Annotated in this window: 20 protein-coding genes and 4 tRNA genes; 1 reads left to right on the forward strand and 23 read right to left on the reverse strand. The window is 61.4% G+C overall.

Annotation, left to right across the window (positions count from 1 at the left end):
• Window positions 1–11 precede the first annotated feature (11 nt).
• Window positions 12–680 (forward strand): PglD-related sugar-binding protein, encoded by a 669-nt coding sequence (locus ACZ5LB_RS13790; protein WP_464602789.1) that lies wholly within the window; start codon window positions 12–14, stop codon window positions 678–680.
• On the opposite strand, the gene ACZ5LB_RS13795 is transcribed toward ACZ5LB_RS13790, so the two are convergent.
• From ACZ5LB_RS13795 to rlmB, 23 genes are all read right to left on the reverse strand, one after another.
• Entirely contained in the window at window positions 681–1802 is a 1122-nt protein-coding gene (locus ACZ5LB_RS13795; RefSeq protein ID WP_464602790.1) for a DegT/DnrJ/EryC1/StrS family aminotransferase, read from the reverse strand.
• A complete protein-coding gene (locus tag ACZ5LB_RS13800; protein ID WP_464602791.1) occupies window positions 1799–3226 on the reverse strand; it encodes a lipopolysaccharide biosynthesis protein in 1428 nt (475 codons plus the stop codon). Before ACZ5LB_RS13800 ends, ACZ5LB_RS13795 begins: the two co-directional genes overlap by 4 nt.
• A 48-nt stretch (window positions 3227–3274) precedes the next feature.
• Entirely contained in the window at window positions 3275–4330 is a 1056-nt protein-coding gene (gene gmd / locus ACZ5LB_RS13805; protein ID WP_464602792.1) for a GDP-mannose 4,6-dehydratase, read from the reverse strand.
• Window positions 4331–4391: 61 nt separating this feature from the next.
• Entirely contained in the window at window positions 4392–5366 is a 975-nt protein-coding gene (rfbB, locus tag ACZ5LB_RS13810) for a dTDP-glucose 4,6-dehydratase (RefSeq protein ID WP_464602793.1), read from the reverse strand.
• Between the two features lie 11 nt (window positions 5367–5377).
• Window positions 5378–6217 carry a dTDP-4-dehydrorhamnose reductase gene (rfbD, locus tag ACZ5LB_RS13815; protein WP_464602794.1) on the reverse strand — a complete coding sequence of 280 codons (840 nt, stop codon included), beginning with the start codon at window positions 6215–6217 and terminating at the stop codon, window positions 5378–5380.
• A 2-nt stretch (window positions 6218–6219) separates the two neighbouring features.
• Window positions 6220–6723, reverse strand: a complete 504-nt coding sequence (locus ACZ5LB_RS13820; RefSeq protein WP_464602795.1) for a dTDP-4-dehydrorhamnose 3,5-epimerase family protein — start codon at window positions 6721–6723, stop codon at window positions 6220–6222.
• The gene (locus tag ACZ5LB_RS13825) at window positions 6723–7466 is read right to left on the reverse strand and encodes a sugar phosphate nucleotidyltransferase (RefSeq protein WP_464602796.1); all 744 of its coding nucleotides are present in this window, start codon (window positions 7464–7466) and stop codon (window positions 6723–6725) included. Before ACZ5LB_RS13825 ends, ACZ5LB_RS13820 begins: the two co-directional genes overlap by 1 nt.
• On the reverse strand, window positions 7463–8437 hold the full coding sequence (locus tag ACZ5LB_RS13830; protein WP_464602797.1) for a hypothetical protein: 975 nt from the start codon (window positions 8435–8437) through the stop codon (window positions 7463–7465). The genes ACZ5LB_RS13825 and ACZ5LB_RS13830 overlap by 4 nt, the downstream gene beginning before the upstream one ends.
• A 133-nt stretch (window positions 8438–8570) precedes the next feature.
• A complete protein-coding gene (gene rpoC, locus ACZ5LB_RS13835; protein WP_464602798.1) occupies window positions 8571–12809 on the reverse strand; it encodes a DNA-directed RNA polymerase subunit beta' in 4239 nt (1412 codons plus the stop codon).
• Window positions 12810–12855: 46 nt separating this feature from the next.
• On the reverse strand, window positions 12856–17247 hold the full coding sequence (gene rpoB / locus ACZ5LB_RS13840; protein ID WP_464602799.1) for a DNA-directed RNA polymerase subunit beta: 4392 nt from the start codon (window positions 17245–17247) through the stop codon (window positions 12856–12858).
• 337 nt (window positions 17248–17584) lie between these two features.
• Entirely contained in the window at window positions 17585–17965 is a 381-nt protein-coding gene (gene rplL / locus ACZ5LB_RS13845; protein WP_464602800.1) for a 50S ribosomal protein L7/L12, read from the reverse strand.
• A 58-nt stretch (window positions 17966–18023) separates the two neighbouring features.
• Window positions 18024–18527 carry a 50S ribosomal protein L10 gene (gene rplJ / locus ACZ5LB_RS13850; RefSeq protein ID WP_464602801.1) on the reverse strand — a complete coding sequence of 168 codons (504 nt, stop codon included), beginning with the start codon at window positions 18525–18527 and terminating at the stop codon, window positions 18024–18026.
• Between the two features lie 9 nt (window positions 18528–18536).
• Complete coding sequence (gene rplA / locus ACZ5LB_RS13855; protein WP_464602802.1) at window positions 18537–19226, reverse strand: 50S ribosomal protein L1; 690 nt, start codon at window positions 19224–19226, stop codon at window positions 18537–18539.
• 86 nt (window positions 19227–19312) lie between these two features.
• Window positions 19313–19744: a 50S ribosomal protein L11 gene (gene rplK / locus ACZ5LB_RS13860; RefSeq protein WP_464602803.1), complete on the reverse strand. Its 432-nt coding sequence runs from the start codon at window positions 19742–19744 to the stop codon at window positions 19313–19315.
• A gap of 63 nt (window positions 19745–19807) precedes the next feature.
• The gene (nusG, locus tag ACZ5LB_RS13865; protein ID WP_464606315.1) at window positions 19808–20380 is read right to left on the reverse strand and encodes a transcription termination/antitermination protein NusG; all 573 of its coding nucleotides are present in this window, start codon (window positions 20378–20380) and stop codon (window positions 19808–19810) included.
• A 73-nt stretch (window positions 20381–20453) separates the two neighbouring features.
• Complete coding sequence (secE, locus tag ACZ5LB_RS13870) at window positions 20454–20645, reverse strand: preprotein translocase subunit SecE (protein WP_464602804.1); 192 nt, start codon at window positions 20643–20645, stop codon at window positions 20454–20456.
• A 72-nt stretch (window positions 20646–20717) separates the two neighbouring features.
• Window positions 20718–20793, reverse strand: a tRNA-Trp gene (locus ACZ5LB_RS13875).
• A gap of 55 nt (window positions 20794–20848) precedes the next feature.
• Complete coding sequence (gene rpmG / locus ACZ5LB_RS13880) at window positions 20849–20998, reverse strand: 50S ribosomal protein L33 (protein WP_464602805.1); 150 nt, start codon at window positions 20996–20998, stop codon at window positions 20849–20851.
• A gap of 11 nt (window positions 20999–21009) precedes the next feature.
• On the reverse strand, window positions 21010–22203 hold the full coding sequence (gene tuf / locus ACZ5LB_RS13885; RefSeq protein WP_316413953.1) for an elongation factor Tu: 1194 nt from the start codon (window positions 22201–22203) through the stop codon (window positions 21010–21012).
• A 64-nt stretch (window positions 22204–22267) separates the two neighbouring features.
• Window positions 22268–22342, reverse strand: a tRNA-Thr gene (locus ACZ5LB_RS13890).
• 10 nt (window positions 22343–22352) lie between these two features.
• Window positions 22353–22428, reverse strand: a tRNA-Gly gene (locus ACZ5LB_RS13895).
• Between the two features lie 27 nt (window positions 22429–22455).
• Window positions 22456–22542, reverse strand: a tRNA-Tyr gene (locus ACZ5LB_RS13900).
• 101 nt (window positions 22543–22643) lie between these two features.
• Complete coding sequence (gene rlmB / locus ACZ5LB_RS13905; protein ID WP_464602806.1) at window positions 22644–23378, reverse strand: 23S rRNA (guanosine(2251)-2'-O)-methyltransferase RlmB; 735 nt, start codon at window positions 23376–23378, stop codon at window positions 22644–22646.
• Window position 23379: the final 1 nt, after the last annotated feature.

Below are 23379 nucleotides of genomic sequence, written 5' to 3' on the forward strand. Positions count from 1 at the left end.
GAGCTGCCTCCATGGCCAACGAAAGGGTGATCCTGGTCGGGTTCGGAAGATTCGGGAGGGAAGTCCTTTGGGCTTCAAGGCGTGCCCAGGCTTTGTCTCAGAACTGGACAGCGGAATTTGTCGGCTTTACCGACTTGCCCTCTCCTGACCAGGAGTCAGTCGTCGATGGCCTTCCCTATTTGGGCGTAGAGCGAGCGGAAATTTTAGACGGGAGGGCCGACACCCCCACACATTTCATCTGCGCCATCGGGGACAACAAACGACGCAAGAAAGCCTGTGAGTTTTGCGAGGACCTGGGTCTGATTCCGTTCACTGTTGTTGACCCATCCGTGATCGTGGCTCCGGAGGTGACCATCGGTGCCGGCACTTATGTAGGTGCGGGCAGCATCCTTTCCCCCGGTGCAAAGCTGGGGCGCCATGTGATCATCAACCACGGATGCTCCATCGGCCACGATTCTGACCTGGGCGACTTCTCTCAGGCCTGCCCCGGTGCCCGTATTTCAGGTTGGGTCAGAGCGGAAGAGGGCGCCATGCTTGGGTCGAATTGTGTCGCTGCCCCCCGCGTGCAAATCGGCGCTTGGGCGACTTTGGGCGCGTCGTCCTTCGCCAACCGATCCATCCCCCCCGGCGCTTCCGCCATAGGGGTGCCGATTCAGTTTCTGTTTAGGCCCAAGAAATGACTAATATCTTTCTTTGATCTGCCGAATCGTGTCAGTGATGAAACGAATGTCCTCATTTTTTAGGCCCGTGTAGGTAGGAAGATTGAGGCCGATCTGGCTTAGGTGGTCCGTCACGGGGAGGTTCTCGCCACGACTAAGGCTTTCCCGCTGGAAAGGGGGGAGTCGGTGGAGCGGTACGAAGAAGGGCCGAGAATCAACTCCCGCATCCGCAAGTTCGGCCATTAAGGTTTCCCGGGAGCAGCCAAACGCCTCTTCCGATACCGTGATGCAAAACAGCCATTGAGCCACTTCTGCCCATGGTGCAACCGGCTGGAATCCGATTCCCGGAATTCCGGCCAACCGATTCTCGTACGCCGCATAGATCTCCTTGCGCCGCCCGATGATCTCCTCCCGACGTTCCAACTGAGCACACAACAAGGCGCAGGCAATGTTCGTCAACCTGAAGTTGTATCCAGTGATTGGGAAGAAATACCTCCGGGTTGGATCTACCCCTTGGCCCTTGAGGAGCCGTAGGCGGGTTTCAAGTTGGGGATCGTTAAGCGTCACTGCGCCACCTTCCCCGCTGGTAAAGATCTTATTGCCGAAAAAGGAAAAGGTCGCCATGGAAGCCAAACCACCCACTGCCTTACCTTTATAGCGAGCCAGGGTGGCCTCAGCCGCGTCCTCCAGGACCCAAAGGCCGTGCACGGCCGCAATGTGGTTGATGGCGTCCATGTCTGCTGGGTGCCCATAAAGATGGACCGGAATGATGCCCCGGGTCCGCTGGGTGATGGCTGCCTCTATCTTTCCCGGATCCAGACACCAGGTTGCCGGGTCAACATCAATAAACACGGGTTCTGCCCCCACATAACGCACCGCATTTGCGGTGGCGATGTAGGTCAGAGACGGCACAATTACCTCGTCCCCCGGGCGCACGCCAAGGGCCAGGAGCGCCACATGCAAGGCCACGGTCCCGTTGGCAACGCTGACCGCCGAGCGAGTCTCGCAAAGGGTGGCGAACTCCTTTTCAAACCTCTCAACAAACGGCCCTGACGAAGAGATCCAAGTGCTTCGGACAGCCTCACTGACGTATTTCTCTTCGTTCCCCTTCAGGTCGGGAATGGCAACAGGAATCCGGATCATAGGTTCACCCTTTCTTTCATGCGGAGATCAGCCCAAAGGACCGGCTTGGCGATAAGTGGCACCACCCAACTTATGATGGCCACGTTCACGAGACTGACGGCAATGATGGCACCGAGCACCCCAAACCTCGGGGCAAGAAGGATTGTGAAGATGGCGGTCCCAAGGCCATTTAGGATGACCATAACAACTTGGACCCAAATGATATCCATTACGGTCAGGAAATCCCCATAGGCGCTGACCCATGCGGCCCCGATAATGGAGATGCTCATTGCAAGCCAAACAGCGGATCCGAAATGCACCGAGTTCTGCCGGAGCCACAGGGTGATCAGGCGGTTTCCCAGGACGAAAAGCACGAGTGAGACCAGAATGGCAAGCACCATCCGAAGCGTTACCATTCGTCTGAAGCTCAACCGCATCCACGCAAAGTCACCTCGCTCCCTTGCCTCCCGAAACGTAGGGATAAAGGAGTTGGTGCTCCACAACAGAACCCCTGAAAGAACGACCTGGAGCTTGATGATGATGGAATAGTCCGCAACCGTGGTCAGGTTGGTGTAGTGAAGCATGACCATCGGTTGGGAATTGTTCACCAGCAGGGCCCCTATTTGGTAGAGGAAGATTGGGGTGGAGCTCGCCATAAGCCGGCGAATGGCAGGTCGGGAGATGTACCGGAAACCTGGCTTCAGCCAGGGCATTTCCCAAATCACTAAGTAACAGAAGTTGAAAAGCACGAAAACAATGTTGCAGCCGGTAAAAACCAGAATTAACCATGGAAGGCTAAGTCCCACCTTGAGGGAAGCGTACATTCCCCCCAGAGTAGCGATGGACCCCAGGATCATGAAAATGTTCCCAAGGTAGGCTTTCTGGTAACCCGTATAGATTTGGCGAACGATGGACAGCGGCAAACCTGCAAGGATCGGAAGTAGGGCAGCGAGGACGCACCACTTGACGTACGAACTGTCCAACCGGCCACTCACCCCGAAGGCCTGGGCCCAACCAACGGTGGGTGCCAAAATCAGGACCGCGACGATTCCCACGACCATTATCGTGGCAAGGATAAAAAAGGCGGTCGAGACACAGGCCTGGGCCGTCCTCCGGTCGTCCCGACCATTGGCTTCGGAGATGACATTCACCAAACCGTTGACCAAACCAAAATCAAAAAGGCTCACCCAGGTCACGAAGGAAGTGATCGCAGCCCAAAACCCGAATAGATCCTTGCCCACGTAGGACAGAACGAGCGGCACCGACACAAGCCCGACCAGCATGTTGGTTCCCCGGGCCAAAAGGTTCGTTGCAGCGTTCAGAACGATCTTTCGGTAACGCTCGTTCGATCGTCCTTCCTCCGTGGAGGGGTCGAATGGGGTCAACCGGATTAGGGACCGAAGGCGGGCAAGCCTGACAAGCAGGGCCGAGCCGATCACTGCCATACACGATCCCCTGGAATCATCTTCGAAGCATCCATGGTGCTTTGAACCTCAGGCCCGCACCTTCTCACTGCGGATCAGCCCTGAACTGGTAGCATCCCGGATGACCTGCTCTTGCTCTGCCAATCGGAGGTCATTGTCCAGCATTTTGGCGACAAGAGATTTGACATCCATTGCGGGTCTCCAATTAAGGAGCCGCTGGGCCTTGCTGGAGTCCCCCTCCAGGTGGTCCACCTCAGCGGGACGGAAGAAGCGCGGGTCGATCTCAACGAACTCATGCCAGTCCAGGTCTAGCTGAGAGAAGACCAGGTCGAGGAAATCCCGGATCGAGATCGAGATGCCGGTGGCAATGACATAATCGTCCGGCTTGTCAGCTTGCAGCATCTGCCACATGGCCTGAACATAATCCCCAGCAAACCCCCAGTCCCGCTTGGCCTCCAGGTTGCCCAGCACTAGTTTTTTCTGCAGACCCTTCTTGATTCGGGCAGCACCTAGGGTGATCTTTCGGGTCACAAAATTCTCGCCCCGCCTTGGGCTTTCGTGATTAAAAAGGATGCCATTGCAAAGAAAGAGCCCATAGCTTTCCCGGTAGTTGATCACCTGGTAGTGAGCTGCCACCTTTGCGCATGCATAGGGGGACCTGGGCTCGAAACGAGTTCCCTCATGCTGCCGGGGCTTGGCAGAACCGAACATCTCGCTGGACCCAGCCTGGTAGAAGCGAACAGGCCTTCCGCCATGCTTTTGGTAATTCCGGATTGATTCAAGCAGCCGCAGCACCCCGGTGCCGGTGGTATCCATTGTGTATTCCGGTTGGTCGAAGCTTATGCGCACGTGGCTTTGGGCACCAAGGTTGTACACCTCGTCGGGCAGAACCTGGTCCAGCGCGTCGCGGAGCGACCCAGTGTCTGCCAAGTCACCATAGTGCAAATGAAAGTTGGGGTTCGCCTGAGGTCCCATATGGAGATGATCAATGCGACTGGTATTGAAGGTCGAAGCCCGACGCATGATACCGTGAACCTCATAGCCTTTGCCCAAGAGGAACTCTGCGAGATAGCTTCCATCCTGCCCGGTGATGCCGGTTATTAGAGCCTTTTTAACTTCAGCCATGGAAATTCCTTTGCGCGATTTGGTTGTTCGTTATTAAGGATTGAAGGTTCACTGGGATAGGCTACCGGCCTAGATACCATTCGACCGTCGCTTCCAAACCCTTTGCAAATCCGGTGGCCGGGACCCAGCCCAGTTGGTTGTGGATCTTGCTAGCGTCGATGCCGTACCTGCGATCGTGTCCGGCACGATCTTGTACGAAAGTCTTTAGATTTCGGCTCGTCCCGGAAGGCCGGCCTAGTTGCCGATCTACAAGATCGCAAAGGAGGTCCACAAGAGCGAGGTTGGTCTGCTCATTGTCCCCACCCACGCAATAGGATTCTCCCGCCTGCCCATTTTTCATGACCAGCGCCAAAGCAGTGCAATGGTCTTCCACAAATAGCCAGTCTCTAATGTTAAGGCCGTCTCCATAAATGGGAATGGGCTCGCCCTTGGCCATGCGGGTTATCGCAAGGGGGATCAGCTTCTCGGGGTGCTGCCGGGGGCCATAATTATTGGAACAGTTAGTCAGGACCGTATTTAGCCCATAAGTGTGATGGTACGCCTGGACGAGGTGGTCGCTGCCTGCCTTGCTGGCACTGTAAGGGCTGTTCGGCGCGTAGGCCATTTTCTCGTGAAACTTGCCAGTCTCTCCGAGTGATCCGTAAACTTCGTCCGTGCTGATGTGGAGGAATCGGCACTCCTTCTGACCCGCCCAAACCTGGCGCGCGGCCTCCAGCATTGTGAACGTCCCTACGATGTTCGCCTGAATGAAGGCTGCAGGCCCCGTGATGCTGCGATCCACATGGCTTTCTGCTGCCAGGTGGAATACCTTGCTCACATGATGACGCTCAAGGAGGTGGCGAATGAGTTCCAGGTTCTGGATATCCCCCACGACCAAATCCACGCCCTCGAGCCCGGCGATCTGGGTAGGGTCGGCAGCATAGGTGAGCTTATCTAGAACCAGGATCCGGTCTGCCGGGTGCTCCCGATGCCATTGATGCACGAGGTTGCTGCCGATGAATCCGGCGCCTCCAGTAATCAGGATGGATTCGGACATTCGTAATCCTTCTACAAGTCGGGATGCTGGATCACCTCGGTCAGGGCATCCTGCCAGGTGCACATGATGTCCGTCCCCAGTTCCGAACGCCGTGATCCATCAAGAACTGAATTTGCGGGGCGCGGTGCAAGGACCGGGAAATCGGCGGTAGTGCAGGGGCTCAGGCGAGCCTCAATGCCCGATTGGCGAAAAATCTCGGCTGCGAAGCCATACCAGCTTGTCTCTCCCCGGCAAGTACCGTGGACCAAACCCCGCCAACCTTCTCCGACAGCGACCTGGAGTTGACGAGCGAGTGCCCGACAAGTGGTTGGACACCCGAACTGATCCGCAACCACCTTGAGGTTTCTTCCCTGCTCGGCTGCATTCAGCATCGTCCGATAGAAATTCTTTCCCCAGGCATCGAAGAGCCAAGCAGTTCGCACAATGAGATGTTCGGGAGCGCGAACAGCCTCCTGCTCACCAAGCAACTTGGACCGCCCATATGCTGACTGGGGGTTAGGCTCATCGGTTTCTCGGTAAGGGTTAGGGCTTTTACCATCAAACACGTAATCCGTGCTGATCTGAACCAGGAGCGCCCCGACTTCGGAGCATGCCTCCGCTAGCCAACCCACCGCTTGGCCATTGATCCGGTTCGCCAAGGCCACCTCCGTTTCGCAACGGTCGACGACTGTGAGAGCTCCAGCATTTATAACAACTTGGGGACGTATTTGCGCGACCATATTCTGAATCGAATCGGGACGACTAAGGTCAAGATCCGCCTCGTCGGGGACCACCAGTTCATCCCCCTTCCAAGTCCTGATGATCGCGGATGCAAGCTGACCGGAGCCACCGGTGACAAGGATCCTGGCCATGCTTAACCCAGATGCGCGCGCCTGACGCGCTCATCGACGACGAATGGGTTCGCAGGGTCATCCTCGTGGCGGATCTCGTCGATGGGCTCACGCTTGAGCTCGCCGGCGAAGAGGCGATTCGGGCAGTTCACGACCCAACCCGGCTCCACGCTTACGCAACGGTAGCAATGGACGACGCCCTTCGGCACGATGACCGATCCTGGGTTGTTCGCCCCTAGATACGCCTCGATACGGTTCAGGTAGGTCGGACTTTCAGGGCGGTTATCCCAAAGAGTCAGTTTAAAGTCACCTGGCCCTACCCAGCAAAAGAGGTCAGCCTGATCTACGTGCTCGTGGGGCCCCCGGAGGATACCTGGCTTCGTGATGCTGATGTAGCTCATCGCAGGATGAAATTCGGGGTTCACCTCATCGTGCCGAAATAGTTCAGCTAGCCAGCCACGTTCGTCCAGGAACCTTACCAGGGGTTTAATAACAACACCCTCGATGGGGCCCTTCTTGAATTCCATCAGACTCTCCGTGGTAAGTCAGGGAACGGCATGCTGCCCTCAATTGCTAATTTATTCGCCTGCGCCAGGCTCGGGAACGTCCCCGCATCTGTCCACCATCCCTGAAAGATCCCGAATGACATCTCTCCACGAGAAATATACGCATTATTGACGTCTGTGATTTCCATTTCACCCCGCCCGGAAGGCTTGACTCCGCGGATGATTCCGAAGACACCAGCATCATAAAAATAAATCCCGGTCACGGACATGTTGGACTTCGGTTCTCGAGGCTTTTCCTCGATCCCTACCACCCTTTCCCCTACCAGTTCCGCAACGCCGTATCGCTGGGGATCATGCACGGCTTTCAGCATTATCCGCGCCCCCTTTCCCTGGTCATCGTAAGCCCGGACCTGGGCGCTGAGATCATCTTCGAAAATGTTGTCACCTAGGATGACGCAAAGGTTGTCCGCGCCGGCAAAGTTCTCAGCCAGACCCAATGCTTGGGCGATGCCGCCAGCCTCATCCTGGACTTTGTATGTGAAACGGCAGCCGAAATCCTTTCCGCTCCCAAGGCATCCGACCACATCTCCCATGTGCTCGGTCCCAGTCACAATAAGAATTTCCTCAATGCCGGCCTGCTTCATTTTCCACACGGGGTGCCAGAGCATGGGGGCATACCCAACCGGGAGGAGGTGCTTGTTCGTGACCTTCGTGAGCGGATAAAGACGCGAACCTGTGCCCCCCGCCAGAACTACCCCTTTCATGCATCCCCCTCAGGACTGGTTATTGATGAACGGAACGATTCCTCGGACTCCAACAAATGCTCTCTGAGCCAGGACCTATTTTGGTAAACAAGAGTGCCCCCCAGAGCAAGCACGAAGGACACCAGGATCATTGTCAATCGGGCAGGCCGACTTTTTTCGTCTGGGATATTGCCATAGTCCATGACGTTCAGGATAGGCATATCGTTCTTCTCTTCCATCAGGGCCTGCTCACGATTCATAGCTAAAGTCGTGACGAGTTGTTGCCTAAGCTTGAGTTCAGCCTCGAGGCGAGCTCCCTTCAGCCGCACGGACGGATCGGAACTGGTGAGGTAATTTCGGTTGGATTCCAGGAACAAGCGGAATTGTTCTTCCGCCTGGCTCATCTCCGCCCTGGATTCGCTTAGGCGGGCTGCCGAGAAGAGTGCCTTCGCGCTACCCCTTGTCCGCCCCTTTTCCTGGACGAACGCCTCCAACAGGCGGAGGGATTCCTGGACGACCTGCTGAGACAAGGTTGGTGACGTTGACTCAACGGCCAAAGTGATTACCGAGGACTTTGCATCCTTGGACACCCGAATCATCGGCGCGAGCGCTTTAAGGCCTCGGTCGACATTCTCTGTGCCAAGAAACTGTTTAAGGGTAGTCCTTTGCGCTTTCAAAGCGCCAAAGCGCCATGATCTGGCCTTGAACTGAAATTCGGACGTGAGCAGTCGCTCACGAAGCCACCGACTATTAAGAATGTCGACGAAATTTGCATCATTTCCGTCAGATCCCGCCGTCGAAACCCCAAATGCAGCCGCAGCGGCTGCCAGGGCACCCAGCCCTCCACTGTTTGACCGCGTCTGCACGGGGAGGATTCGAGCCTCTGACCTATAGTAATTTGGCATCAGGATCGACAAGACAGCAACGCAGACGGCCACAATGAACCCGACTTGAAGCGGTCGCTTGAGCTGCCAAAGCCATTGTGGAATCAAGACAACCCCAATAATAATGAAATTAACAGAATCGGAGCACACACAGATTCGGTTCCGAAACAGTCTAACATTGAAGGACGGCAAGCAGAACCATCTGGTGCGCTTGCCGCCCTTCAATGGCCAGGATTAGAGATTAAAGATCCTCCCCCTCGACCTCACTCATACCCTGCAGTTCCTCGACATGCTGCGCCATCCGGCTGTACTCGTCGTCGAAGTCGTCGATACCCAGGTTGTCCGTGTCGGACACTTCGGGGTACTGGCCTTCTTCGGTTTCGAGGTTGCGGTAGAGGGCCATGCCGGTGCCGGCGGGGATGAGGCGGCCCAGGATGACGTTTTCCTTCAGGCCGCGGAGGTAGTCCACGCGGCCTTCGAGGGCGGCTTCGGTGAGCACCCTCGTCGTCTCCTGGAAGGAGGCGGCGGAGATGAAGGACTCGCTGGTGAGGGCGGCCTTGGTGATGCCCAGGAGCTGGGGCTCGCAGGTGGCGGGGGCGCCGCTGTCCTTGAGGGCCTGCTCGTTGATCTCCTTGAAGCGGTGCTTGTCCACCTTCTCGTCGACGATGAGCGGGGTGTCGCCCACGTCGGTGATCTGCACCCAGCGCATCATCTGGCGGATGATGGTCTCGATGTGCTTGTCGTTGATCGTCACGCCCTGGGCCCGGTAGACCTCCTGGACCTCGTTGAGCAGGAAGGCCTGGAGGGCCTTGTCGCCCTGGATCTCCAGGATGTCGTGGGGGCTGACGGCGCCCTCGGTGAGCTTTTCGCCCGCCTGGATTTCGTCGCCGTCCTGCACCTGGATGTGCTTGCCGCGGGGGATGAGGTACTCCTCACGGTCGCCCTGCTCGTTCTCGACGATGACCTTCTGGTTGCCGCGGACGCGGTTGCCGTATTTCACCAGGCCGGTGACCTTGCTGATGATGGCGGGGTCCTTGGGCTTCCGGCCTTCGAAGAGCTCGGTGACGCGGGGCAGACCGCCGGTGATGTCGGAGGTCTTGGCCTGCTGCCGGGGGGTCTTGGCGAGCACGTCGCCGGGCAGGATCTCCTGGCCGTCCTCCACTTCCACGTAGGCGCCGGTGGGGATGTTGTAGCGCTGGAGGACCTTGTGGTTGTCCCCCTTGACGTTGATGTGGGGGTGCAGCTTGTCGTCGGTGGGATCGATGACGCGCTTGCGGAAGCGGCCGGTGATCTGGTCCTTCTCTTCCTGGTAGCTGGAGTTCAGGTCGAATTCCTTGAAGTCGGCGACGCCGGCCTTCTCGGAGATGAGGTAGTCGTTGTAGGGGTCCCACTCGGCCAGGACGGTCTTGGGTTCCACGGCCTCGCCGTCGCGCACGCGGATGATGGCGCCGGGCGCGATCTTGTAGCGCTCGCGCTCGTTTCCGCTGGCGTCCACCACGAGGATGTTGCCGGAACGGCTGATGGCGATGAGCTCGGTCCCGGCGTCGGAGTCGGCGGCGGCGGCCTTCTCCACGTACTTGATGCCGTCGAGCTTGACGATGCCGGCGATCTGGGCCTCGTGGGTGGACTTCTCCGACGTCCGGCTGGCGGCGCCGCCCACGTGGAAGGTTCGCATGGTCAGCTGGGTGCCGGGCTCGCCGATGGACTGGGCGGCGATGACGCCCACGGCCTCGCCCAGGTCGACCATGCGGCCGGTGGACAGGTTCAGGCCGTAGCACATGGCGCAGACGCCGCGGCGGGCTTCGCAGGTGAGCACGGACCGGATCTTGACGGCCACGATGCCCGAGGTCTCGATGTGGAAGGCCAGTTCTTCGGTGAGGAGGGTACCAGCGGGGACGATGACCTGCTTGGAATAGGGGTCCACCACGTCGTCCAGCACCACGCGACCCATGATGCGGTCGCGGAGGCGGGAGCGGATGGTCCCGTCGCTGTTGACGATGGCCTTGACCTCGATGCCGTCCAGGGTGCCGCAGTCGTCCTCGTTGATGATGACGTCCTGGGCCACGTCCACCAGCTTGCGGGTGAGGTAGCCGGAGTCGGCGGTCTTGAGGGCGGTGTCGGCCAGGCCCTTGCGGGCGCCGTGGGTGGAGGTGAAGTACTGCAGAACCGAGAGGCCTTCCTTGAAGTTCGAGGTGATGGGCGTCTCGATGATGTCGCCGGAGGGCTTGGCCATGAGGCCGCGCATGCCGGCCACCTGGCGGATCTGGGTCTTGGATCCGCGGGCGCCGGAGTCGGCCATGATGTAGATGGAGTTGAGGAACTCGCCGGTCTCGTTGCGCTTCTCGAGTTCCTTCATCATGTCCGTGGCCACCTGCTCGGAGGTGCGGCCCCAGATCTCGAGGATCTTGTTGTAGCGGGTGGCGGCGTCCAGCTTACCTTCGTGGTAGTACTCGTGCTCGACCCCGCGCACCTCGTCATTGGCTTCCTTGAGCAGCTTGCCCTTGGAGCCGGGCACGACGATGTCGTCGATGCCCACGGAGACGCCGGCCTTCATGGCCCACAGGAAGCCCACGTCCTTCATGGCGTCCAGGAGCTTGATGGTCAGCTCGGGGCCGTTGAGCTTGTAGGCGCGGTTCACCAGGGACAGCAGGCCTTCCTTCTTCAGGAGGGCGTTGATGAAGGGCAGGCCTTCGGGCATGGAGCGGTTGAAGATGACCCGGCCCACGGTGGTGGTGATGAGTTCGCGCTTCACCTCGTGGCTGGGGCATTCGAAGATCTCCTGCTCGGAGTGCTTCTTGGGATCCTTCTTGTGCCAGGCCTCGGCGTCCACCACCTCGCCGGTGTAGCGCAGCTGGATGATGGCGTGGGTGTCGACCACCTTGGCCTCGTGGGCCGCGATGACCTCGTTGATGGTTCCGAAGACCATGCCCTGGCCCTTGCGGTTCTGCCGCTTCTTGGTCAGGTAGTAGCCGCCGAGCACGATGTCCTGGGAGGGCACCACGTTGGGGCGACCGTTGGCGGGGTTCAGGATGTTCTGGGTGGACATCATGAGCACCCGGGCCTCGATCTGGGCCATGGGGGACAGGGGCACGTGCACGGCCATCTGGTCGCCGTCGAAGTCGGCGTTGAAGGCGGTGCAGACCAGGGGGTGCAGGCGGATGGCCTTGCCTTCCACCAGGACGGGCTGGAAGGCCTGGATGCCCAGGCGGTGGAGCGTGGGGGCGCGGTTCAGCAGCACGGGGTGGTTCTGGATGACCTCATCCAGCACGTCCCACACCTCGGGCACGCCCTGCTCGACCATCTCCTTGGCCTGGCGGATGGTGGCGGCGTGGCCCTTGTGCTCCAGGCGGTTGAAGATGAAGGGCTTGAAGAGCTCCAGGGCCATCTTCTTGGGGAGGCCGCACTGGTGGAGCTTGAGGTCGGGACCCACGACGATGACCGACCGGCCCGAGTAGTCCACGCGCTTGCCAAGCAGGTTCTGGCGGAACCGGCCCTGCTTGCCCTTCAGGGCGTCGGACAGGGACTTCAGGGGGCGGTTGCTGACGCCGCGCAGGAGGCGGCCGCGCTTGCCGTTCTCGAAGAGGGCATCCACGGCCTCCTGCAGCATGCGCTTCTCGTTGCGCACGATGACTTCGGGGGCCCGGAGCTCCAGGAGCTTCTTGAGGCGGTTGTTGCGGTTGATGACGCGCCGGTACAGGTCGTTGAGGTCGGATGTGGCGAAACGGCCGCCGTCCAGGGGCACCAGGGGCCGCAGCTCGGGGGGCAGGACCGGGACGACGTCCAGGATCATCCACTCGGGCTTGTTGCCGCTGCGCTTGAAGGCCTCGGTCACCTTGAGGCGCTTGGCGATCTTCACGCGCTTCTGGGTGGAGGTCTCCTGCTTCATGAGGTGGCGCAGCTCGATGGCGAGCGCTTCCACGTCCACGTGGCGCAGGAGCTCCTTGATGGCCTCGGCGCCCATCTGGGCCCGGAAGCCTTCGCCGTACTCGGCCTTGTATTCGCGGTACTTCTCCTCGGCCAGGATCTCCCGGGCCTTCAGGGGGGTGGTGCCGGGATCGGTCACCGCGTAGGCTTCGAAGTACAGCACCCGCTCAAGGTCCTTGAGGGGGATGTCCAGCAGGTAGCCGATGCGGCTGGGGACGCCCTTGAAGAACCACACGTGGCTGACCGGGGAGGCCAGGGCGATGTGGCCCATGCGCTCGCGGCGCACGGCCTTCTTGGTGACCTCGACGCCGCACTTGTCGCAGATGACGCCCTTGAACTTCTGGCGCTTGTACTTGCCGCACAGGCATTCCCAGTCGTTGACGGGCCCGAAGATGCGGGCGCAGAAGAGGCCGTCGCGCTCGGGCTTGAGGGAGCGGTAGTTGATGGTCTCGGGCTTGGTGACCTCGCCGCGGGACCAGGAGCGGATCACGTCGGGCGACGCGAGGGTGACCCGGATGCATTCATAGGCGTTGATGTTCTGCTGCTCGGGAAACATTTCAGACCTCTCAAAATCGTTGTGGATTCACCAGAAAGTCGCGAACTTAACCCTCGATGGAGAACGCGGGTTCTTCGACGTCCTGGAGAGGTTCGAGTTCCTCTCGCGTCAGCATCGCCACATCGATGCACAGGGCGTTGAGCTCCTTCTTGACCACGTTGAAGCTCTCGGGGAGGCCGGGATCCTTGATGGTCTCGCCCTTGATGATGGCCTGGTAGATCTGGGTGCGTCCGTGCATGTCGTCGGACTTGTAGGTGAGGAGCTCCTGCAGCACATGGGCCGCGCCGTAGGCCTCCAGGGCCCACACTTCCATCTCACCGAAGCGCTGGCCGCCGAACTGGGCCTTGCCGCCCAGGGGCTGCTGCGTGATGAGGGAGTAGGGTCCAATGCTCCGGGCATGGATCTTGTTGTCGACGAGGTGGTGCAGCTTGAGCATGTAGACGCAGCCGACGTTCACGGGCTGCTCGTAGGCCTCGCCGGTCATGCCGTCGAAGAGCTTTGTCTTGCCGGTGACATCGGGGCCCTTCTTGTCGTTCTTCTCCCAGGCCTTGACGAGCCATTCCTTGATGTCCGACTCGCGGGCGCCGTCGAAGACCGGGGTGGTGAAGTGCACGCCGAGGACCTTGCCGGCCCAGCCGAGGTGGCACTCGAGCACCTGTCCGATGTTCATGCGGGAAGGCACGCCCAGGGGGTTCAGCACGATGTCCACGGGCTTGCCGTCGGGCAGGTAGGGCATGTCCTCCACGGGGAGGATGCGGCTGACCACGCCCTTGTTGCCGTGGCGGCCGGCCATCTTGTCACCGACCTGCAGCTTGCGCTTGACGGCCACGTAGCACTTGACGGTCTTGAGCACGCCGGGCATGAGCTCGTCGCCCTTGACCAGGCGGTCGATGCGCTCGTTGAGGATGTCGCGCAGGACGCGGAGCTGGCTCTCGGTCTTGTCGAGGATGTCCAGCACCTGGGCTTCCAGGCGCTCCTTGCCGGCGGCGACGGTCACCTGGCGGAAGCGGTGGTAGGGCACGGCCTCCAGCATGTTCTGGGTGAGCTTCTTGGCCTTGGGGAGCAGTTCCTTGCCCTTGTCGTCGGTGAGGGGCTCGGCGAGCTCCTTGTTCTTCAGGAGGGCGACGATCTTCTTCTTGGCCTCGGCGCGGATGATGCGCTCCTCGTCCTCGAGGTCCTTCTCCCACTTGCTGATCTGCTCGCGCTCGATCTGCTGGGTGCGGAGATCCTTCTCCTGGCCCTTGCGGGTGAAGACCTTGACGTCCACCACGGTGCCCTCGATGCCGGGGCCCACGGTGAGGCTGGCGTCCTTCACGTCGCTGGCCTTCTCACCGAAGATCGCCCGCAGGAGCTTCTCTTCGGGGCTGAGGATGGTTTCGCCCTTGGGGGTGACCTTGCCCACGAGGATGTCGCCGTGGCGCACGGTGGCGCCGATGCGGATGATGCCGGACTCGTCCAGGTTCTTGAGCATCTCCTCCCGGACCTGGGGGATGTCGCGGGTGATCTCTTCGGGGCCCAGCTTGGTGTCGCGGGCGTGGACCTCGAATTCCTCGATGTGGATGGTCGTGTAGAGGTCTTCCTTGACGATGCGCTCGCTGATGAGGATGGCGTCCTCGAAGTTGTAGCCGCGCCAGGGCATGTAGGCGACCACGAGGTTGCGGCCCAGGGCCAGCTCGCCGTGCTCGCAGCAGGGACCGTCGGCCAGGATCTGGCCGGAGGCCACGTACTCGCCCTTCTTCACCAGGGGCACCTGGTTGAGGCAGGTGTTCTGGTTGCTCCGGGCGTACTTGATGAGCGTGTAGATGTCCACGCCGCTCTCTTCGCCCTCGGTGTCGGGGTCGTCCTCGACGCGCACCACGATGCGGTTGGCGTCCACGGTCTCCACGATGCCGGAGCGGCGGCAGAGGACGCAGGCGCCGGAGTCGCGGGCGGCGTAGTATTCCATGCCGGTGCCCACGATGGGGGCCTCGGTGCGCACCAGCGGCACGGCCTGGCGCTGCATGTTGGCGCCCATGAGCGCCCGGTTGGCGTCGTCGTTCTCAAGGAAGGGGATGAGGCTGGCGGCCACGGACACGAGCTGCTTGGGGCTCACGTCCATGAGGGTGACCTTCTCGCGCTCGACGGTCTTGGTTTCGTCGGCGACGCGGGCCACCACGAACTCGTCCAGGATGTTGCCCTCCTTGTCCACGGGCACGTTGGCCTGCGCGATGGTGTGGGCGTCCTCCTCCCAGGCGGAGAGGTACCAGGCGTGCATCTCGTACTTGGCGGGGCGCTTGCCGGCCTTGTCCAGCTTGGCGTTCTCGGCCTCCAGCTCGTCCAGGGGGACCACCTGCATGTAGCCGAACTTGCTGTCGCCCACGCTGGTGACCTTGGCGTAGTTGATAATGCGGCCGTTCTCCACCTTTAGGTAGGGGCTCTCGATGAACCCGAACTCGTTGATGCGGGCGTAGCAGGAGAGGCTGGAGATGAGGCCGATGTTCGGGCCTTCGGGCGTTTCAATGGGGCAGATGCGGCCGTAGTGGGAGGTGTGCACGTCGCGCACCTCGAAGCCCGCGCGGTCGCGGCTGAGGCCGCCCGGTCCGAGGGCCGACAGGCGGCGCTTGTGGGTGATCTCCGACAGGGGGTTGGTCTGGTCCATGAACTGCGACAGCTGGCTGGACCCGAAGAACTCCTTCATGGCCGCGATGACGGGCTTGGAGTTGATGAGGTCGTGGGGCTGCAGGGGGCTGTTGGGATCCTGGGCCATGGAGAACTTCTCCTTGATGGCCCGCTGCACGCGGACCAGGCCCACGCGGAAGCAGTTCTCCAGCAGTTCGCCCACGCTTCGGACGCGGCGGTTGCCCAGGTGGTCGATGTCGTCCTTCTTCACCGGCGCCACTTCGTCCACGCGGTCGGACCGGGTGGTGTCGTACTTCTTGAGGCGCAGCAGGTAGTGGACGGTGGCGACGAAGTCCTCGGTGGAGAGGGTGCGGGCCTCCAGCTCCGTGGTCAGGCCCAGCTTGGCGTTCATCTTGTGCCGGCCGACCTTGGAGAGGTCGTACTTCTGGGCGTCGAAGAACATGGAGTGCAGGAGCTTCTTGCTGGATTCCAGCGTGGCGGGCTCGCCGGGCCGGATCTTCTTGAAGAGCTCCTTGGCGGCCTCTTCGCTGTCCTCGGTGTGGTCCTTGGAGAGGGTCTCGGTGAAGACCTTGCCGGTGGCGTCGTTCTCGGGGAAGCACACCGCGAACTCATCGACGTTGTTGGCCAGGAACATCTCGAGGTGGGTCTGCACGAAGGCGTCGTTGGCCTCCAGCAGGACCTCGCCGGTGTTCATGTTGACCACGTCCTCCAGCAGCACGGCGCCGTCCAGCATGCCGCGTTCCACGGCCACCTGCGTGACGCCGGCCTTGATCATGGCCTCCAGGAGGCGGCGGCTGACGGCCTTGCCCTTGGGGACGATGATCTCCTTGTCCTTGGGATTCTTGATGTCCTCCAGGGCCTTCTGGCCCACCAGGAGCTCGCTGGGCTGGAGGTAGACGACGGCGCCCTTCAGGGTGAAGCGCTGCGCCGTGTAGAAGTGGGCGAGCATGGACTGGTTGTCCGCGAGCCGCTCGTCGAACAGGCCCAGGGCGCGCAGGAAGGTGGAGCCCAGGAACTTGCGCTTGCGGTCGATGCGGGCGTAGAGCAGGCCCTTGGTGTCGAGCTCGAACTCGATCCAGCTGCCGCGGTAGGGGATCACCTGGGCGCTGTACAGGGCCTTGTCGTTGGTGATGGCGAAGAAGACGCCGGGGCTGCGGTGCAGCTGGCTGACGATGACGCGCTCGGTGCCGTTGATGACGAAGGTGCCGCGGTCGGTCATGGTCGGGAGGTCACCGAAGTAGACCTCGGACTCCTGGCTCTGCTTGTAGCGGCGGTTGCCCTTCTCGTCCTTGTCGAACTGGTTGAGGCGCACGCGGATCTTCAGGGGCGAGGCCATGGTGGCGCCGCGCTCGACGCATTCCTCCATGCGCATCTTCTGGTGCAGGCCCACGGGCTCGCTGCACACGTCGCAGATCTTCGCCTGGTTCTTGTTGCGGGTGCCGCACTTGGGGCAGTCCACCGTGGGGTCCTTGGGGTGGTCGGTCACGATGTGGTGGCCGCAGCTCTTGCAGGTGGTGCGCAGGTGCTCGAGGCCCTCGTTCTTTCCGCACTTGCAGGCCCAGTGGCCGACGGTGTAGTCGACGAACTCCACCTCGAGGCTCGCGTCGCTGCCGTCGGGGTTCTTGCCGTTGTGCACGGGGAACATGGATTCGAACACGGACTTCAGGCCGCGGCCTTCCCGCTCGGTGTGGAGCAGGTTCATCTGCAGGAATTCGTCGTAGCTGCGCTTCTGGATGTCGATCAGGTTCGGGATGGGAACCAGGGAGCGGATTTTCGAGAACTGCACACGCTGGCGGTAGATGTTCTGTTGAACGCTCATGGTTCACTCCGGAAGACACCCGCGCTGCCCCGGTGGGGCTGACGGGAAAACGTGGAGAGGTCGAACGAGAAGACTCGGACCAGGCCCACCGAACTCACGACATACGACGGACCTGGGGTCAGCCGACCGCCGTCACCGGCGGAAGCTGACCCTGAGGATCGCGATGTTCTGGCACACGGAAAATGAGGCAACCGGGGCCCTTTGTGGTGGCTGGGATCGAAATGCCCGGACGTGGGTCCGGGGGCAAGAAATAAGCATACCACTTTTTCACAAACCACAAAGCGCAAGGTGTACAAAGACACCTCGCGCTTTGGATTTGACGCGGCCGGTCGGCTTTTTACTTGATCGCGACCTTGGCGCCGGCGGCTTCGAGCTTTTCCTTGATCTTGGCGGCTTCGTCCTTGGACACGCCTTCCTTCACGACCTTGGGAGCGCCGTCGACCATGTCCTTGGCTTCCTTGAGGCCCAGGCCGGCAACGATCTCGCGGACCGCCTTGATGACGTTCAGCTTCTGGGCGCCAGCCTCGACGAGCTCGACGTTGAACTCGGTCTGCTCCTCGGCGGGAGCGGCCGCGGCGGCGGCACCGCCACCGGCGGGGGCCGCAACGGCGGCGGCGGAGACGCCGAAGCGCTCCTCAAGGGCCTTGACCAGGTTGGCCAGGTCAAGGACGGTCATGGTTTCGATTTCCTTGATCAACATATCAGCGGTGAGAGCCATGTAGTTCTCCTCTCGAATGATTGGTTTCGGGGTGGGTGGAGACGGGGTGGTCGCGGGCCTATTCGGCGGCGGGGGCCACGTCTTCCTTCTGCTTGCGGATCGCCTCCAGAGCCACTGCGATGCCGGAGATGGGGTACATCATGAGGTAGAGCAGCTTGCCGATGAGGACGTCGCGGGAGGGGAGTTCGGCGATCTGCTTGAACTCCGCCATGCTGACGGCCTTTCCGTCAAGGATGGCGCCCTTGAGGTTGGCGGCCGGATTGTCCTTGAGGAAGTTGTTGACGGCCTTGGCCAGGGCGACCACGTCGTTTTCCGTGGTGGCGACGGCGGTGGCGCCCTTGAAGTGCTCGGACAGGCTTTCGAACTGGGATTCCTTCACCGCCAGCTTGAGCAGCGTGTTCTTGGAAACCCGGTACTGGGCTTGGCTCTCCCGGATGGACTTCCGGAAGGAGGTGTCCTTGACGACGGTAAGGCCCTTGAACCCGAGGACGACGGCGGACTTCGCCGTGGAGAACGTCCCCTTGAGCTGGGCCACTTCGGTGCGTTTCTGTTCGCGTTCCATGGTCAGCTCCTACTTTTCCGCAACGTGGTTGACGGAGACGCTGGGGCCCATGGTGGAAGCCATGTGGATAGCCTTCACATACTTGCCCTTGGCCGCGGACGGCTTGGCCTTGTTGACGGCATCGATGAGGGCCTTGGCGTTCTCCTTGAGCTTCTCGACCCCGAAGGAGATCTTGCCGACGCCGGCATGGATGATGCCCGTCTTGTCGACGCGATACTCGACCTTGCCGGCCTTGATCTCCTTGATGGCCTTGGCCACGTCGAAGGTCACCGTGCCCGTCTTGGGGTTGGGCATGAGGCCGCGGGGGCCCAGCACCTTGCCAAGGCGTCCGACGCCCTTCATCATGTCCGGCGTGGCGACGAGGGCGTCAAATTCCAGGAAACCACCCGCGATGCGCTCCACGAGATCGTCCCCACCCACGATGTCCGCACCGGCGGCTTCCGCATCCTTGATCTTTTCGCCCGTGGCGATGACGGCCACCCGCATGCTCTTGCCCGTGCCGTGGGGCAGGACAATGGTGCCACGGACCATCTGGTCCGCGTGACGGGGGTCGACGCCGAGCCTCATGTGCACTTCCACGGTCTCATCGAACTTGGCGAAGGCCAGGTTCGTGATCACGCCAAGGGCCTCAGCGAGGTCGTAGGGGCGATCTTCGATCTTGGAGGCGGCAGCCTGGTACTTCTTTCCAGGTTTTGCCATATTAACTCCTGTTCTAAAGATCTTCCGCGATGACGGTCGCGGTTGCCGGGTTTCCCGCACGATGCGGGACTCCGTTGAAAGGTGTCCTACTTGACGACTTCAACGCCCATGGAGCGCGCGGAGCCGGCGATGGAACGCATGGCGGCCTCGAGGCTGCCGGCGTTGAGATCGGGCATCTTGACCTTGGCGATCTCCTCAAGCTGGGCCTGGGTGATCTTGCCGACCTTGGTCTTGTTGGGAATCGCGCTGCCCTTTTCCAGGCCGAGCTTCTTCTTGATGAGCACGGCGGCGGGGGGGGTCTTGAGGATGAAGCTGAAGCTGCGGTCGCCGTAGACGGTGATGACCACGGGGAGGATGGTGCCCTTTTCCACCTGGGTGACGGACTTCGCGTTGAACTGCTTCACGAACTCCATGATGTTCACGCCGTGCTGGCCGAGGGCGGGACCCACGGGAGGCGCAGGGGTGGCTTCCCCGGCGGGGAGCTGCAGCTTGATGTATCCGGTGATCTTCTTGGCCATGTCTTATTCTCCCGCGACGGATTCCGGCGCATGCCGGCGACTGTCGCCTTGTAGGGCGGGAAGCTAGCGCTTCTCCACCTGGATGAAGTCGAGCTCCACGGGGGTGCTGCGACCGAACACCGTCACCATCACCTTGATGGTGGAGCGCTCTTCGTGGATTTCCTCCACATCCCCTTCGAAGTTGGCGAACGGGCCGTCTATGATACGCACCTTTTCGCCCTTCTCAAAGTGGTATTTGGGCTTGGGCTTCTCCTGGGTCTCTTCGGTGTGGTTCATGATCTGCCGCACCTCTTCGTCCGTCAGGGGCGTGGGGCGCTTCTTGTTGGCGCCCACGAAGCTGGTGACCTTCGGGGTGTTGCGGACGAGGTGCCAATCGGCATCCTCCATCTCGTAGTTCGCACCCTTCTTCGTCACGGCGATCTCGACCAGCAGGTAGCCGGGGAAGGACTTGCGCTTTTTCAGCACCCGCTCCTTGCGCCCGGACTTGGCGTCGACCTTCATCTCCTCGTAGGTTTCCTCGGGGATCTGGATGTCGCCGAAATGCTCGTCCCGCTCTTCCATCTTTATGCGCTGGCGCAGGCTCTCCATCACCTTGGCCTCGTAGCCGGAATAGGTGTGGATGATGAACCAGGCCATCTTCCGTTCGTTGGTCGGAGATGCCAAGGTTTCTCCGGGCATACCCAAAAGATCGGTCATCGGGTCCTCCGGACTAGTTGTGGGGGAGGACGGCGGCCATCCCCCAGGAGATGGCCTTGTCGCACGCCCACAGGAAAAGGCCCACGAAAGCCGAGACGATCACCACCGAGTAGGCGGCGCTCATTACCTTCGGCTTTCCGGGCCAGTCAACGCGCTTGAGCTCCGAAAGGAGCTCCATGGCCTGATGTTTGATGGCTGAAATCAACGGGAACTCCCGGCTTTCAATGGCTTTTTAAGCAATTGGCCCCAGCTGTCGTTGGCTGGGGCCGAGCACGAATGGCAGGGGAGACAGGTTTCGAACCCGCGACCTGCGGATTTGGAGTCCGCTGCTCTACCAGCTGAGCTACTCCCCTCTGGACTTCCAAGGAAAGCGGAATCCCGCCTGGGCGGGATCCCGTTCGACCCTTCCTACTTGCCTTCCCGGTGGAGCTTGTGGCCCCCGCAGGCGCGGCAATGCTTATTGAACTCGAGCTTGCCCGTGGTGGTGCGCTTGTTCTTGGTGGTGGTGTAGTTCTTGCGCTTGCACTCGGTGCAGAGGAGCTGAACGATGTCACGCATGACGTGTTCCTTTAGTGGATGACTTCGTCGACCCGGCCGGAGCCGACGGTGCGGCCGCCTTCACGGATGGCGAACTTGAGGCCCTTTTCCATGGCGATGGGAACGATCAGCTCGACGGTCAGGGTGACGTTGTCACCGGGCATGACCATTTCGCGGCCCGCTTCCAGCTCGATGGAACCCGTCACGTCCGTGGTGCGGAAGTAGAACTGGGGGCGATACTTGTTGAAGAAGGGGGTGTGGCGGCCACCCTCGTCCTTGCCCAGGACGTAGACGGCGGCGGTGAACTTGGTGTGGGGGGTGATGGAACCGGGCTTGGCCAGAACCATGCCGCGCTCCACGTCCTTGCGCTCCACGCCGCGGAGCAGGATGCCCGCGTTGTCGCCGGCCTGACCCTGATCCAGGGACTTCTTGAACATCTCGACGCCGGTGACGACCTTCTTGACGGTGTCGCGCAGGCCGATGATCTCGATCTCCTCGCCCACCTTCACGACGCCGGCTTCGATACGGCCGGTGACCACGGTGCCGCGGCCGGTGATGGTGAACACGTCCTCGACGGGCATGATGAAGGGCTTGTCGACGGGACGGGCGGGATCGGGAATGTAGGAGTCAACGGCTTCCATGAGCTCATAGATGCACTTGACTTCGGGGGCGTTGACGTTGGTGGCGTTTTCCATGGCCAGCTTCGCCGAGCCGCGGATGATGGGGATATCGTCGCCGGGGAAGCCGTAGGAGGTGAGCAGCTCGCGCAGCTCCATCTCCACCAGGTCGCTCAGCTCGGGATCGGCGATGTCGATCTTGTTCATGAAGACGACGATGTAGGGCACGCCGACCTGACGGGCAAGCAGGATGTGCTCGCGGGTCTGGGGCATGGGGCCGTCGGTGGCGGCGACCACCAGGATGGCGCCGTCCATCTGGGCCGCGCCCGTGATCATGTTCTTGATGTAGTCGGCGTGGCCGGGGCAGTCCACGTGGGCGTAGTGCCGACGGGGGGTCTGGTACTCGACGTGGGCCGTGTTGATCGTGATCCCACGGGCCTTCTCTTCAGGAGCGGAGTCGATCTGCTCGTAGGACTTGGCCGTGCCGCCCTGCGTCACGGACAGCAGGGTCGCGATGGCGGCCGTCAGCGTGGTCTTGCCGTGGTCCACGTGGCCGATGGTGCCGATGTTGACGTGAGGCTTTGAGCGATCGAATTTCTCTTTGGCCACAGGTGCCTCCTGGAGGTGGTGGGGATTGTGATATTGCCGGGTTGGGTGCTGCGCGGATGAAAAGTGGAGCCCACAGGCGGGATTGAACCGCCGACCTCGTCCTTACCAAGGACGCGCTCTGCCACTGAGCTATGTGGGCCATGCTTTTCTGGAGCGGGAAACGGGGTTCGAACCCGCGACATTCAGCTTGGAAGGCTGACGCTCTACCAACTGAGCTATTCCCGCAAAACAACCAGTCTTCCGCGAAAGAACTGGTGCCTAGAGAAGGATTCGAACCTCCGTAGGGCGGAGCCCGGCAGATTTACAGTCTGCTGCCATTAACCACTCGGCCATCTAGGCAATGTCAAAGGAACCCTGTTTCGGCGCTCTGTGAGGCAAAGCTTTCCTGACAGGGAATTGCAAAGGTAACACGCCGCCGGGACGCGCACAACAAAAAAGATTCACGCCGGGTGGACCCCGCGCTGGGCGAGGACGCGGAAAACCATGACCGCCGCCGCGCTCGAGACGTTCAGGCTCTCGATGCCGCCCGGCATGCCGATGGCCAGCAGGCCGTCACAGCGCTCCTGGATCTTCTGGTGGAGGCCCCCCCCCTCGGAGCCCAGCACGAGCACCGTGGCGCGGTCGAACCGTTCGGCGAGGTAGTCCGTGCTGCGGGGCCCCGCGGCCAGTCCGTAGACCCAGGCGCCGGCCTCCTTGAGGTCCTCCAGGGCCCGGGCCAGGTTCACCACGCGCACCAGGGGAACGCGGCCGACGGTGCCCGCGCTGGCGCGCACCACCGTCTCGTTCACTTGCGCGGATCGGCGTTCGGGGAAGACCACCCCGTCCACCCCGGCGGCCGCGGCCGAGCGCAGGATGGCGCCGAAATTGTGAGGATCGGTCACGCCGTCCAGCACGAGCACCAGGGCCGCCGCGCCGCGCTCCCGGACCCGCTGGGCCAGGGCGTCCATGGTCCCCAGGGCGATGGCCTCGCCTTCGCCCAGGACGCCCTGGTGGCGCTGGCCCTGGGACCTGCGGTCCAGGCTGTCCATGGGTTCGCGGTGGATGACCACGCCCTGCTCCCGGGCCTGGGATCTCAGCTTGGCGCAACGCTCCCAGGCCGTGGGCGCGATGCGCAGGGTCTGGAGTTCGCCCCGCAGCAGGGCCTCCTCGCAGGCGTGGGGTCCCAGGAATCGCATT

This window comes from Mesoterricola sp. MK458 (assembly GCF_055384935.1).